Raw genomic sequence first — 13,632 nt, 5'->3', positions numbered from 1 at the left:
CGCCCCCCCACCAACCCGCCGGGCGGGTGCACCAGCACGTTGTGGCACACCGCATCGCCTTCGGGGTACAGGCTTTGCAGGATGCGCAGCGGGCCGCCGTGTTCGAAGCGCGCCACCGTGCGCTCGGCCTCGCGGCGGTAGTCCAGTTGCAGGTGGGCGTGCCAAGTCATGCGGTTGCTATCAAATCGTGAGCTAGACCGGCATGATATCCGCCGGCATCGGGCCGATTCGATGCCGACCGGGCGCAGGGGATGGGCTTCAGGCTTTCCACGCGCCCCGGTGCGAGGCCGAGGACTCCTCGATCAGCGCCGGGCCGATGCATTCGATGGCATGGGACGAGGCCGCGAACACGTCGCGGCACGACAGCTCGGCGTCGCGCTGGTCCAGCCGCTCGCCGCGAAAGGCGCGCAGCCGCACGGCGTCGATGCCGTACACCACGCGCCCGATGTTGGCCCAGAAGATCGCGCCCGCGCACATCACGCAGGGCTCGCCGGACGAATACAGCGTGGCCTGCGCGAAGGCCTCGCGCGGATGGTGCGGGCTGGCCAGCCGCACGGCCGAGGTCTCGGCATGCGCCGTGCAGTCGCCGGTCTCGCCGTTGGCGTTCCAGGCCTCGGCCAGGATGCGGTCGTCCGCACCCACGATGATGGCGCCGAACGGGCGGTTGCCACGCGCGCGGGCCTGGTCGGCAAGGGCGATGGCGCGGCGCAGGTACAGGCCGTCGCGCGGGGCGAGGGGGACTTCCTCGGGCAGTTCGCAAGTGGGGGAGGCAGGCATGTTCATCGGGCGGTCTCCGCTGTCAGGCCGGCACCTTGCGGTCGGCCGCAGGGGGCAGGAACGCCGGGTTGAACACGCGCTCTGCCGCCGGCTTGCGGGCCAGGCCGAACGTGGTGGCGATCTCGTCGATCTGCCGCGCCAGCACGTCCGCCTGCACGCCGCCCAGACCGATGGCCTGCGTCTCGGGCGTGGCGAGGTACTGCCGGGTAATGGCCCAGCGGGCGCGTTCCATGTCCATGTTCAGGATGGGCTCGCGCGCCTTGATGGCGGCCATCGCCGCGTCGGGGTTGGAGAGCGTCTCGCGCAGCGCCCGGTTCGTGGCGCGCAGGAAGGCCCGCGCCACGTCGGGCCGCTCCTGCAGCAGCCGGCCGGCCAGGATGGCGTTGCCGTAGAGGTTGAGCCCGGTCTTGCCGTACTCGAGCACGGCCAGGTCCTGTGGCGGCATGCGGGTGAACAGGGACACTGCCGAGTCGTGGAAGTAGGTGGCCGCGTCCACGTCGCCGCGCACCATCACGTTGTCGCGCGCGCTGAAGTCGGTGGTCACCCACTGGAACAGGTCGGGGCTGGTGTTGAGCTGGCGCGCCACCATGGGCCAGCTGCGGCGCGTGGATTCCACGGCGGCGGCGGCCACGCGCTTGCCCTTGAGCGACTGGAAGTCGGTGGTCACGCCGCGGTCCTTGCGGCCGATGATGACGAAGGGCGCGCGGTTGTAGTACTGGTAGATGGCCTGTACCGGCGCATCGGCGTTCTGCGCGTGGAACTCCGCCAGCGCGCTGATGTCGCCCAGCCCCAGGTCGTAGGCCCCGCTGGCCACGCGCGTGATCGAGGCCACGGAGCCCGAGCCCACGTCGATGGCCACGTCCAGCCCCTCGTCCTTGTAGTAGCCGTTGGCGGCGGCCAGGAAGAACGGCGCGGTCTGGCTGGTCACGCGGAAGTCGAGCGTGAACTTGAGCGGTGTGGTGGCCTTGCCCTGGGCATGCACGGCGGGCGCGGCCAGGGTGGCGGACAGGAGGGTGGTGGCGGAGGTGGCGAGGAATCGGCGGCGTTGCATGGCGGTGGCTCCAGGTTCGGGGTAACGACCGGCCACGGCGCATCTGCGCCGTGCATCGGTGCGAACTGAGCAATTTCCGGGCAACGGCGCGTGGGGGAACGGGCCGGGCTGAACGCTTCTACTCGGAGGCGGCGTTGCATGAAGCGTGCCTGCACAACGCAGTTCGAGCCCCATCGGGGTGGGTGGGTGAGGCATGGCCGAGGCGTGTCGCCGCTGGTGCATTCCCGGCGGGGCAGGCACGCGGCTGGTGCATGGCCGTCCCCGTTGCGGTGAGGCGCGGCGGCGCGGCGCGTGCAGCCGCTGCGCCATGGCACCTGCCCACCCGCTGCACACGGATTGGCCTGCGATTTGCTTGCACGCCCCGCAAGAGTAGAAGCGTTCAGCCCGATGGCCCGCACCGCGCGGGCCATCGGCGGGTCATTGCTCTTGAAGCCGGTGGTGGCCGCCGGCGCGCCGTTGCCGTCCTGGCGAATGCGTGCCGACGGTCGCCGCCTTTGTCCCCTTCAAGAGCCCCGTGGCGCGTGCCTGCCTGGCCGTGTACGCCATGGGCCTTGGTTCATCCAAAGAGGAAACCCGCCATGCAGCAGAGCACCGCCAACCTCCCCGCCATCTCCCCTGCCGACCCCGCAGACGCCACCGCCGATGTGCGCGGCGAACTGGAAAAGGAAGCCCGCATGGGCGGCATGGGCGCTGAAACCAGCGCCCGAGAAATCCGGCGCATCGACCTGTCCGACTTCGAGCACCGCAAGGCCGAGATCGCCGAGCAGTTGTGGAGCGCCTCGGTCGAGATCGGCTTCTTCCAGGTCACCGGCCACGGCATTGCCGTGGAGGACATCCGCAACGCCTTCGCGCGCGCCGAGGCGTTCTTCGACCTGCCGCGCGAGACCAAGGCGCAGTGGCCGCTGGCGCGCAATGCCGGCTGGGAGCACAAGGCGCAGGTGCGCCCGTCCACGCGCACGCCCGACCAGAAGGAGTCCTACCAGGTCACCCGGCCTCGCATGGCGGGCCTGTGGCCCAGCGAGGCTGAGCTGCCGGGGTTCCAGGAAGCCACCTTGCGCTTCGAGGCGCAGTGCTGGCACGTGGGCATGCAGCTGCTGTCGTGCTTTGCGGACCGGCTGGGGTTCGATCCGGACTTCTTCACCCGCGCGCACGACCCGTCGAGCGCGGCCTACCAGAGCACCCTGCGCATGCTCCATTACTTCGCCGTGGACCCGGCGCTCAAGGACGAGCTGGGCCTGTGGCGCGCGGGCGCGCACACGGACTTCGACTGCCTCACGCTGCTGTTCCAGCGCCCAGGCCAGGGCGGGCTGCAGGTGCTGCCCGGCAAGGAGATGGAGAGCCGCCAGTGGACCAGCGTGGAGCCGGCCGAAGGCGTCATCACCTGCAACATCGGCGACATGCTGACGCGCTGGAGCGATGACCAGTTGCCCAGCAACTTCCACCGCGTGCGCAATCCGCTGCCCCACGAATACCAGGGCGCGCGCTACAGCCTGGCGTTCTTCTGCCAGGCGAACGAGGATGCCGTGGTGGAAGGGCCGGGCCGCAAGTACCCGCCGATCACCGCGGGCGACTACCTGCGCCAGCGCATCACGGCGAATTTCGCGAAGTACTGAGCGCGTCAGGCGGCTTTCGAAAGGCCTGGCCGCGGGGCTTAGCCAGTCCGCAGCAGGTCCCAGCCACTACACCGTCGAGGTCAGCGGCGCCGGCATGGTTTCGGACGCGCCGCGCGCCGGCAGGATGATGTGAAACACGCTGCCCTGGGCCGCGTTGCTCGCATGGATGCGCCCGCCGAAGGCCTCGACGATCTTGCGGCAGATGGCCAGCCCCAGGCCGGTGCCGCCAGAGCCGTCGCGCGTCGTGCTGGACTGCATGAAGGCCTCGAAGATGCGCTCGAGTTCCTCCTCGGGCACGCCCGGTCCGCTGTCTTCGATCTCGATATGGATCTGCCCCAGGCCGTCCATGAAGCCGCGCAGCTCGATGGTCGATCCCCCGGGCGAGAACTTGACCGCGTTCGCCAGCACGTTGCGCACGACCTGCTGGAACCGCAGCGGATCGGCCTTGGCGACCAGCGGCAGATCCGGCAGGTCCAGATGCAGATACAGCCGGTGCCGGGCGAGCAGGGGGTCGAACTCCCGCGCTACCGAGCGGATGAGCCCGCGCAGGTCGGTGCGCTCCAGGTGGAAGGTGCCCACCGTGCTTTCGATCTTGGCCACATCCAGCAGGTCGTTGACCAGTGTGAGCATGCGCTGCCCTGCCGCGTGAATGTCGTTGAACATGCCGGCCAGCCGCGCATCGGCCGGGCTGCGCAGCGTGCCCAGTTCGGCGAACCCGATGATCGATTGCAGCGGCGTGCGCAGCTCATGGCTCATGTTGGCCACGAACTCCGACTTGGTGCGCGAGGCCTCCTCGGCCGCGGTGCGCGCCTCCTGGATGGCTCGCTCGGCCATGCGGAAATCGGTCACGTCCATCAGGATGCTGAGCACGCCAGTGGCATGGCCCATCTCGTCGGTCAGCGCCGCCTTGAAGACGCGGGCGTCGCGGTGCGTGCCGTCGCCGTGCAGCAGCCGGGTCTCCAGCGTCATCTTGCCGCCCTGCATCAGAAGGCACTGGTTCGCCTCCACCACGACGTTGGCCTCGTCCGGCGGAAGGAAGGCATGCAGCCGCTCGCCGATCACCTGCGCGCGGCCCCGTCCCTTGTATTCCTCCCAGGCGCGGTTCACGAGCACCACGCAATGGTTCTTGTCCGTCAGGGACATGGGCAGGGGGTTGGTTTCGAGCAGCAGGTTCTGGAAGGCCAGCTGGGCCTGAAGCTTCAGTTGCGCTTCCCAGCGGCCGGTCACGTCCACTGCGCTGCCGGCGAAGCCGGCAATGCGCCCTTCGCTCACGAGCGGGACCACCGCCAGCTCGAACAGCAGGTGTCGGCCATCGGCGCTGCGGATCAGGGCCTGGCAGGTGCGCGCCTGCGCCGTGGATTCGGTGTCGAGCATGGCCAGGACCTCGTTGCGGCTGATCGAGTCCACGATGTCCGGCAGAGTCTGCCCCACGGCATGCGAGGGGCTGCGCCCGCTGATCGTGTCCCACCGCGCGTTGGCATAGGTGATGACGCCGTGCGCATCGGTGCGGAAGATCAGCTCCTGCACGCTGCTGATGAGCACCGCCAGATCGTGCTGGCTCTGTGCGATCTTGCGTTGCGCAAGGTTCATCGAGCGCTGCGCGGCCTCGCGCGCGCGCAGGCCGCGCCAGGCGGTCGCGGTCAGTCCCAGGGCGAGCAGCACGGCGGCCAGGCCGATGCCGAGCATGCTCCGGGCTTCCTGCAGCCACCGGTCCAGCGCCATCGCATAGGGCTCCTCCACGATCGCCACCAGCGGCTTGTCGCGCGAGGCACGAAAGGCCAGGATGCGGTCGCCGCCCAGCACGCCCTGGCCGACGTAGCTGGCGAAGTCGCGGTGGGGCAGGTAACTGTGGAAGACGGGCAGGTGGTCGATCCGCCGGCCGGCCAGGGCGGCGGCGGGCGCCGAGCTGGCCAGCACCTGGCCGTCGTCGGTGGCGATCACCGCGTCGTAACTCAGGGACTCCAGCGTGAGGTACTGGAAGTTCGACAGCGCGCCAGGGTTGACCAGCCCCACGAGCATCATGTCCCGGCCGCCGTTGGTGCGAAAGCCGCGCAGCAGCGGTATGAACGACATGCCCGCCGGAGCCACGTCGGGGGGCGTGGTGCGGCGCAGGCTGCCCAGGCTGCGGCCCGGCACCAGCGGGCCGATGCGCTGGTGTTCTTCCTCCACCCAGGGCCCCAGGCCCGTGACGTCGATGAAGGTGCCGGCCTCGCCGTTGACGGTGCTCGCGACCACCAGGCCCTTGGTGTCCACCACCGCCACGCCGCGCATGAAGGGCAGCCCCGCCAGCACCTGCCGCATCGCGACCTCCATCGCCTGCGTGCTGGTGGGTGCCTCGGTCAGTGCCTGCGAATGCGCGAGCACGCCCAGTGCCATGTCGCCGGCATCGAACGTGCGGGCGGCCTGGTCTTCGATGATTCGGGCCAGCAGCTGGGCCTGTACCTGGCTGGCGGTCATCGTCGCGCGCATGTCGTTCACAGCCAGCAGGGCCATCGCGGCCGCGGCCAGCAGCGCGGCCGCCACGCCGGCGGCCAGCACAAGGCCGCTCGCAGGCAGCCCACGAAAGCGCAGCGCCGGTTCCGCCGCGGGCGATGGGGGGGAGGGGGCGCGGCGCTTCATCGTCATTTCAGGGCTCGATCACCTGGCCGAGGCCGTTCTTTTCCGCGGCGGCCTTGAGCCGGCCATCGCGCTTGATGCGGACCACGAAGTCGTTCATCTGCCGCAGCCACGCACCATCGCCGGGACGCACCGCGTAGGCGTAGGGCACGACCTGGATCGAATGCGCCGGCACGAGGAGCTTGGCCCAGTTGGCGTTGTCCAGCAACTGGCGGCTGTAGAAATAATTGGTCATGAACACATCCACGCGGCCTGAGATGAGCTCCTGCTCGCGCGTGGACGGCGCGTCGACCGGTACCACCCGCGCATGGTGCAGTTGCGCCGTCATGAGCGGCCCCGTCAGGGTGCCTCGCTGCACGCCGACCCGCACGCCGGGCTGGTCGATGTCGGCCCATTGCGTGACCACCGCATTGTTCTTGGTGGTGATGGCATACACGTCGCTGTGCAGGTAGGGCTGCGTGAAGTCCAGCACCTGCCGGCGCTGCGGCGTCACGGCGATGGCGGACATGGCCACATCGCAGCGGCGGCTGGTGAGGTCGGCCACCAGCGATGGAAAGGATGAATCCACGTACTCCAGGCGCGCGCCCAGGTCTTTCGCGAGTTCGGCCGACAGGTCGATGTCGATGCCTTTCAACTCCCGCGTGCGAGGATGGCGGTAGGTCACCCCGTAGTAGTCGGGCCAGATGCAGACCCGCAAGACCCCGGTCGAGCGCACCCGGTCGGACACCGACTCGGCCTTTGCAGCCGGCCACGCGGCCATGCAAACCAGCAGCGACAGGGAAAGGGCGATCCGCTTCATGCCATCCATTCTTCAGGGCCGTGCCCTGCAGGGAAAAGGGCACGCGATGTCCTCGGGATGCAGGCCGGCCGGGAGGGCGGCCTGGGGTGTCCGTGCATCATAGGCCCCTGCCCGATCCATGGGCGCGCGAAGCGGGCTTTTTGCCAGGCGCTGGTGCGGGGGCGACGAGCGGTGATGACCATGGCGTGGGCGGTGAGAAAATGATAGAAATAAAAAATGGCGCGATGGGCGGATTTTAATCAGAAAAATCATTTTTATCATCTTTAAATTTGTTTGTTTTGAACCCAACAGCGGCACAATTCACGCATGGCAACATCTGCTCCTGAGATCTCCGATCTGACCGATCACTGCACCACCCTGGAGGTGGCCAAGCTGCTCGGCATGGCCGTTCGATCCGTTCAACTCATGGTGGACCGCGGGGAGCTCCAAGCCTGGAAGACGCCCGGCGGACACCGGCGCATTTCCCGCGCGTCCGTTCAGCAATGGCTGCAGGGCAACAAGGCCGCCCCCTCCCCGCCGCACAATCGGCGAGCGGACGACGCCCGGCCCGGGGCCGAGGCCGGCGCGCCGAAAAAGCCCCTGCTGTTGCTCATCGAGGATTCGACGCACTTCCAGAACCTCATCCAGCTCATCGTGCAGCAGCAGTTTCCCGAACTGGGGCTGCAGGTGGCCGACGACGGCATTGCCGGCCTGGCCCTGTATGGGCAACTGCAGCCGGACATCCTCATCGTGGACATCCTGCTGCCCGGACTGGATGGCGCGACCCTGATCACCACGCTGCGGTCCCATTCCCAGTTCGCGCGCAGCGAGTTGATCGTGGTGACCTCGCTCGACGAGTCGCAGCGCGCGCCCTATGCCTTCGCCCTGCAGGGCGTGTCTGTCATCCACAAGCCCCGGCTGGTCGCCGAATTGCCCGGCGCGCTGCAGGCCTGCATTGAAAAGCTGCGCCATGGATGAACCCGTCGTCCTCCTGGTGGAAGACGATGCCCTGGTGTCCCGCTTCGTTGCCATGGTGCTCGACGACCTGCCGGTGCGGCTGCAGGTCTGCAGCAGCGTGGAGCAGGCGTTGCAGTTCCTGGCGGAGCACCGCGTCCAGCTGGTCATCACCGACCTCATGATGCCCGGGGAATCCGGCATGGGGCTGATCCAGCGCATGGCCGCCGACCCCTCCCTCGCAGCGGGCGCCAAGGTCGTGGTGTTCAGCGCAGGATTGAACACAAGGTGCGAGAGCAGTTGGCGTCGACGAACATCTGGCGCACGCTGGCCAAGCCGGCCTCGGTGGGCGATCTGCAGGGTTGCGTGCGGGATGCCCTGCAGTTGTCCGGCCAGAACCTGCAGGCCGCGCCGCCCGTCTCCACAGGGCCGGCGGCCCCGGCCGCAGCGCCGGGTCTGGCGGACCATGAAGCCCTGGCGGTGGCCACGCACTTCGCCAACAACCGCCCCCTGTTCGAGGCCTACCGCGAGCGTTGCTTCGTTCAGTTCGCCAGGGATGGCGAAGAAGGTGACCGGGCCGCGGCGGCGGCCGACCTGGCCGCGCTGCGCCGGCTGGCGCACAACCTGCGCACCGTGCTGCTCACGCTGGGCCGCAGCGAAGGCCACCGGGTGGCCAGCCGGCCTCGAAGCAGGCCGCCATCGCCGAAGATGTGCCGGCCGCCGTGGCCGGCTGGAAGGCGCTGCGGGACCACCTGGCGCCCTGACGTTCAGGACCCGTCCGCACGCCTCAGGGCATCACCCAGCGGTCCGCCGCCGCCCGGATGTGCGAGCGCATGGCCGACTCCGCCAGCAAGGGGTCGCGCGCCGCGAGGCAGCGGTAGATCTGCTCATGCTCGGCCAGGGCCGCGTGCCAGGTCGGCTGGCCTTCCAGCCGCTCGCGCATGTGGCTGGCCAGCGGCCCGCGGCGCTCGTCGAACAGGCTGCCCACCAGCCGCACCAGCACCGAGTTGCCGGTCATCTCCGCGATGCGCACGTGGAACTCTCGGTCGTGCTCCAGCACGTCGCGCCCGGCCGCGATGTCGGCGCGCATGGCGTCGATGCTCGCCTGCACACGGACCAGGCCCTCCGGCGTGGCGTGCACGCACGCCAGCACAATGACTGCTCCCTCCACCGCGCCCCGCGCCTGCATCAGTTCGGCCGGGCTCTCGCCCATGGACGGGGGCAGGGCGGAGCGCCGCAGCGCGCGGCTGCACACATACACGCCCGAGCCCATGCGGATTTCCACGCTGCCTTCGATCTCCAGCGCGATCAGCGCCTCGCGCAGCGAGGGGCGTGACACGCCCAGTTGCTGCGCCAGATCGCGCTCGGGCGGCAGGCGGCTGCCTTCCCGGTAATCGCCCTGCTGGATCAGCAGGCGCACCTTGTCCGCGATCTGCTGGTACAGGCGGCGGGATTCGAGGGCTTTGGTGGAGTCGTTCATCGAGCGTGTATATGAAATTGGCCAGACCATATGGCCTGACCAAACGAGGGGCTGCGCGCAGTGTAGAGGGTGAAATCACCGGATTCCAAGCATTGGATCGCTGAAAACCCTGCGGCTGGGGTTAACCCGGTAAGGCCAATTTGAATTTGGCGCTCAAATTGGCCTTACCAGAAACCCCTGCGATGGGCCGCCGAGCGGTCCGCACGCCGACACTGCCTTGAACTACGCTTTCGACTTCTCCGCGCCGCTGGCCTACTGGCCCGACCTCCTGGCAGGGGCGTGGACCACGCTGTCGCTGTCGCTGGCATCGACCTTCTTCGGCTTCCTGGTGGGCGTGTTCTGCGCACTGGCCAACACCGGCCGCTCGCGCTGGCTGGCCCGGCTGGCGGGGGTGTACATCGAGGTCATCCGCAACACGCCGCTGCTGGTGCAGGTGTTCATCGTGTACTTCGGGCTGGCCTCGCTGGGCATGCAGGTGGGCGCTTTCACCGCGGCCATCGTGGCGCTGGTGGTGAACGTGGGGGCCTACACCAGCGAGATCGTGCGGGCGGGCATCGAGTCGATTCCCAAAAGCCAGCTGGAGGCGGCCGAATGCATGGGCCTGTCGCGCTGGCAGACACTGCGCCACGTGGTGCTGCCGCCGGCCATCGAGCGCGTGTACCCGGCGCTGTCCAGCCAGTACGTGCTGCTGATGCTGGCCTCGTCGATCTGCTCGCAGATTTCGGCCGAGGAGCTGACCGCGGTGGCCAACCGCATCCAGTCGGACACTTTCCGCTCGGTAGAGACCTATCTCATCGTGGCCGCGGCGTACCTGGCCATGTCGCTGGTGATGCGCGGCGCGCTGTGGCTGGTGGCCATGGTCGCCTTCCCGCGCCGCCGGCGCCTGGGCACCCCCCTTTGAAAGCCGCAGGCACGCACCATGGGCTTTCTCAACGCATCGCACCTTCATTTCCTGTTCGACGGCCTGCTGTGGACCGTGGGGCTTTCGCTGCTGGCGTTCGCCGGCGGCGGGCTGCTCGGCTTTGCCGTGGCGCTGGGCAGCTCGTACGGGCCGCGCTGGTCGCGCCTGGCCGTGTCCACCTACATCAAGCTGATCCAGGGCACGCCGCTCCTGGTGCTGCTGCCGCTGGCGTATTTCGGCCTGCCCTCGCTCGGGTTCAACGTGGCGCCGCTCACGGCAGCGGCGCTGGCGCTGTCGATCTACGTGTCGGCCTACCTGGGCGAGATCTGGCGTGGCTGCATCGAGTCGGTGCCGCGCACGCAGGCCGAGGCCGCGGAATGCCTGGCCCTGCGCTGGCATCAGCGCGTGTGGCACGTGATCCTGCCGCAGGCCGTGAAGATCGCCACGCCGCCCACCGTGGGCTTCATGGTGCAGATCGTCAAGAACACCTCGCTGGCCTCGGCCATCGGCTTCGTGGAGCTGGCGCGGGCGGGCCAGATCATCAACAACTCCACCTTCGAGCCGTTCGTGATCTTCGTGATCGTGGCGGCCCTGTATTTCGCCCTGTGTTACCCGCTGTCGGTGCTGAGCCGGCGCCTGGAGAGGAGCTTTCATGTCGCCCATCGTTGAGATCGAGAACATCTCCAAGTGCTTCGGCGCCACCCGCGTGCTGGAAGGCGTGTCGTTCACGGTGAACAAGGGCTCAGTGGTCGCCATCATCGGCCAGAGCGGGTCGGGCAAGAGCACGGCGCTGCGCTGCATCGACCGGCTGGAGACGGTGGATGCCGGCCGCATCCGCGTGTGCGGCCACGAGGTGACCGCGCCCGGGCTGAACCTGCACCAGCTGCGCCGCGACGTGGGCATCGTGTTCCAGAGCTACAACCTGTTCCCGCACCTCACCGTGCTGGAGAACATCATGCTGGCCCCGCGCCTGGTGCAAAAGGCCGCCAAGGCCGAGGTGCGCGAGCGCGCCCAGGCCGTGCTGGCGCAGGTGGGCCTGTCCGACAAGGCCGACTGCTACCCCTCGCAGCTGTCGGGCGGCCAGCAGCAGCGCGTGGCCATCGCCCGGTCGCTGGCCATGCAGCCGCAGCTGATGCTGTTCGACGAGGTGACCTCGGCGCTGGACCCGCAACTGACCGGCGAGGTGCTGCGCGTGATGGAAAAGCTGGCCGAAGGCGGCATGACCATGATCCTCGTCACGCACGAGATGGGCTTTGCGCGCAAGGTGGCCGACGAGGTCATCTTCATGCACCGGGGCCGCGTGTGGGAGCACGGTCCGGCCTCGATCCTCGATGCGCCAGCCACCACCGAGCTGCGCGATTTCGTCGGCAACGGCCTGTAGCGCTGCCACGGTGATTCCCGAGCCCCGCGCCAGACGGGGCCGACCCCCAACCCTTCCTTTTCACACGGAGACAAAGCCCCATGACAACACCGCGTTCCTTCCTGCTGCGCACCCTGCTGGCCTCGGCCGCCCTGATGGCCTTCGGCGCCGGCAGCGCCCATGCCGATCTGCTCAAGGACATCCGCGAGGCCAAGAAGATCCGCATCGCTCTCGACACCGGATCGCCGCCCTACGGTTTCGTGGACGACGCGATGAAGCCCGTGGGCTCCGACGTGGAGACCGCGCAGTTGCTGGCGCAGGACCTGGGCGTGGCCCTGGAGATGGTGCAGACCACCAGCCCCAACCGCATTCCCTTCCTGCAGACGGGCAAGGCCGACATCGTGGTCGCCTCGCTGTCGGTCACGCCCGAGCGCGAGAAGGTCATCGACTTTTCGGTGCCCTACGCGCAGATCCTCGCCGTGGTCGCCGCCCCCAAGGCCGCGGACATCAAGGGCTTCGAAGACCTGCAGGGCAAGCGCGTGGCCACCACGCGCGGCTCCAACAACGACAAGGTCGTCACGCAGGGCGCCAAGGGCGCGCAGATCGTGCGCTTCGACGACGACGCCACGCTGGTCACCGCCGCGGTGAGCGGGCAGGCGGACATCATCGCCACCTCGCCCGCCATCGTGAACACGGTCCTGGCGAAATCGCCGCAGAAGGACCTGGTGCAGAAGTTCGTCATGCAGAAGGTGCCGCTCGGCGTCGGCCTGCGCAAGAACGAGCCCGAGCTGAAGGCCTGGATCAACGACTGGATCACCAAGAACACCGAGAACGGCAAGCTCGTGGCGATCTACAAGAAGTACCACGGCGGCAACTGAGCCAGCGGCCCATTCCACCGACCCACCCACCCCTCTTTTTCCTGCATTGCGAGCCCCCATGCTGACCGTCATCTGTGAAACCCCTGGCACCCTGCGCGCCGTGGAGCGCGAACGCCCCGTGCGCGGAGAGGGCGAAGTGCTGCTGCGCGTCAAGCGCGTGGGCGTGTGCGGCACCGACCTGCACATCTACACGGGCAACCAGCCGTTCCTGCAGTACCCGCGGGTGATGGGGCACGAACTGTCGGGCGTGGTGGAAGAGGCCGTGCCTGGCGGGCGGCTGGCGGTGGGCGACGTGGTCTACGTCATGCCCTACCTGTCGTGCGGCACCTGCGTGGCCTGCCGGCAGGGCAAGACCAACTGCTGCGTCAACATCCAGGTGCTGGGCGTGCACCGCGACGGCGCTTTCACCGAGGTGCTTTCGCTGCCCGAGGCCTTCGTGCACCGCGCCGAGGGCGCCACGCTGGATCAGGCCGCGATGATCGAGTTCCTCGCCATCGGCGCGCACGCCGTGCGCCGGGGCGACGTGCAGCCCGGCCAGCGCGTGCTGGTGGTGGGGGCCGGCCCGATCGGCATGGCCGCCATGATCTTCGCGAAGTTGCGCGGCGCCGAGGTGACGGCCATCGACGGCCGGCAGGACCGCGTGGCCTTTTGCCAGCGCGAGCTGGGCGTGGCCCATGCCGTGGCGCTGGGCGAGGGCGACGAGGCGCAGTTGTCCGCCGCCACGGGCGGCGAGTTCTACGACCAGGTGTTCGATGCCACGGGCAATGCCAAGGCCATCGAGCGCGGCTTCGGCTTCGTGGCGCACGGTGGCAAGTACGTGCTGATCTCGGTGGTGCGCGACACCATCACCTTCTCCGACCCCGAATTCCACAAGCGCGAGACCACGCTGCTGGGCAGCCGCAACGCCACCACCGAAGACTTCGAGACCGTGCTGGCCGCCATGCGCGCGGGCCAGGTGCCCACGGCGGCGCTCAACACGCACCGCATGGCCCTGGCCGACGTGCCGGCCGATTTCGCGCGGCTGCTGGACCCCGCCCAGGGCGTGGTCAAGGCCCTGGTGGAAGTCTGAGGAACGCGCCGCCATGGTCCAACCCATCCTCCAGTTCGGCACCAGCCGGTTCCTGCAGGCGCACGTCGATCTGTTCGTGTCCGAGGCGCTCGCGGGCGCTCCCGGCGCGGGCGATGCGTTGGGCGGCATCACCGTGGTGCAGACCACCGACCGCG

General features: G+C 68.8%; 12 protein-coding genes and 3 pseudogenes. 9 read left to right on the top strand and 6 right to left on the bottom strand.

Annotation, left to right across the window (positions count from 1 at the left end):
• The 3 genes and pseudogenes from AC27IQ_RS11740 to AC27IQ_RS11730 all read right to left on the bottom strand — a co-directional run.
• Positions 1–170 (bottom strand): annotated as a pseudogene (locus AC27IQ_RS11740) (urease accessory protein UreD); the annotation flags it as partial.
• Positions 171–258: 88 nt separating this feature from the next.
• Positions 259–783, bottom strand: a complete 525-nt coding sequence (locus tag AC27IQ_RS11735; RefSeq protein WP_487089576.1) for a nucleoside deaminase — start codon at positions 781–783, stop codon at positions 259–261.
• A gap of 16 nt (positions 784–799) precedes the next feature.
• On the bottom strand, positions 800–1,828 hold the full coding sequence (locus AC27IQ_RS11730) for an ABC transporter substrate-binding protein (RefSeq protein ID WP_487089575.1): 1,029 nt from the start codon (positions 1,826–1,828) through the stop codon (positions 800–802).
• Positions 1,829–2,502: 674 nt separating this feature from the next.
• On the opposite strand from AC27IQ_RS11730, the gene AC27IQ_RS11725 reads away from it, so the two are divergent.
• Positions 2,503–3,441, top strand: a complete 939-nt coding sequence (locus AC27IQ_RS11725; protein ID WP_284430240.1) for an isopenicillin N synthase family dioxygenase — start codon at positions 2,503–2,505, stop codon at positions 3,439–3,441.
• A 66-nt stretch (positions 3,442–3,507) separates the two neighbouring features.
• Here the strand turns inward: AC27IQ_RS11725 and AC27IQ_RS11720 are convergent, their stop codons facing one another.
• The gene (locus AC27IQ_RS11720; RefSeq protein WP_317352488.1) at positions 3,508–6,066 is read right to left on the bottom strand and encodes an ATP-binding protein; all 2,559 of its coding nucleotides are present in this window, start codon (positions 6,064–6,066) and stop codon (positions 3,508–3,510) included.
• 1 nt (position 6,067) lies between these two features.
• Positions 6,068–6,856 (bottom strand): ABC transporter substrate-binding protein, encoded by a 789-nt coding sequence (locus AC27IQ_RS11715; RefSeq protein WP_487089574.1) that lies wholly within the window; start codon positions 6,854–6,856, stop codon positions 6,068–6,070.
• Between the two features lie 306 nt (positions 6,857–7,162).
• Between AC27IQ_RS11715 and AC27IQ_RS11710 the strand changes: the two genes are divergently transcribed.
• Complete coding sequence (locus tag AC27IQ_RS11710) at positions 7,163–7,813, top strand: response regulator (RefSeq protein WP_317352481.1); 651 nt, start codon at positions 7,163–7,165, stop codon at positions 7,811–7,813.
• A pseudogene (locus AC27IQ_RS11705) lies at positions 7,710–8,003 on the top strand (response regulator); the annotation flags it as partial. The gene AC27IQ_RS11710 and the pseudogene AC27IQ_RS11705, both read left to right, overlap by 104 nt.
• Before the next feature lie 573 nt (positions 8,004–8,576).
• On the opposite strand, the gene AC27IQ_RS11700 reads toward AC27IQ_RS11705, so the two are convergent.
• Complete coding sequence (locus AC27IQ_RS11700) at positions 8,577–9,269, bottom strand: FadR/GntR family transcriptional regulator (protein ID WP_487089573.1); 693 nt, start codon at positions 9,267–9,269, stop codon at positions 8,577–8,579.
• A 217-nt stretch (positions 9,270–9,486) separates the two neighbouring features.
• Here AC27IQ_RS11700 and AC27IQ_RS11695 point away from each other — a divergent pair, with 217 nt between their 5' ends.
• The 6 genes and pseudogenes from AC27IQ_RS11695 to AC27IQ_RS11670 form a co-directional block, all read left to right on the top strand.
• Positions 9,487–10,170, top strand: a complete 684-nt coding sequence (locus tag AC27IQ_RS11695) for an amino acid ABC transporter permease (RefSeq protein WP_284429973.1) — start codon at positions 9,487–9,489, stop codon at positions 10,168–10,170.
• An 18-nt stretch (positions 10,171–10,188) separates the two neighbouring features.
• Positions 10,189–10,839: an amino acid ABC transporter permease gene (locus tag AC27IQ_RS11690; protein WP_487089572.1), complete on the top strand. Its 651-nt coding sequence runs from the start codon at positions 10,189–10,191 to the stop codon at positions 10,837–10,839.
• Positions 10,823–11,551 carry an amino acid ABC transporter ATP-binding protein gene (locus AC27IQ_RS11685; protein ID WP_284396876.1) on the top strand — a complete coding sequence of 243 codons (729 nt, stop codon included), beginning with the start codon at positions 10,823–10,825 and terminating at the stop codon, positions 11,549–11,551. The genes AC27IQ_RS11690 and AC27IQ_RS11685 overlap by 17 nt, the downstream gene beginning before the upstream one ends.
• Positions 11,552–11,631: 80 nt before the next feature.
• Positions 11,632–12,408 (top strand): transporter substrate-binding domain-containing protein, encoded by a 777-nt coding sequence (locus tag AC27IQ_RS11680; RefSeq protein WP_272567691.1) that lies wholly within the window; start codon positions 11,632–11,634, stop codon positions 12,406–12,408.
• 58 nt (positions 12,409–12,466) lie between these two features.
• Positions 12,467–13,477 (top strand): zinc-binding alcohol dehydrogenase family protein, encoded by a 1,011-nt coding sequence (locus AC27IQ_RS11675; protein ID WP_284396881.1) that lies wholly within the window; start codon positions 12,467–12,469, stop codon positions 13,475–13,477.
• 13 nt (positions 13,478–13,490) lie between these two features.
• A pseudogene (locus tag AC27IQ_RS11670) lies at positions 13,491–13,632 on the top strand (mannitol dehydrogenase family protein); the annotation flags it as partial.

The sequence above is a fragment of the Acidovorax sp. KPB24-07 genome, from assembly GCF_057543315.1.
Note: the sequence above shows the minus strand (reverse complement) of the source record. Positions and strands in the feature narration are given on the sequence as shown.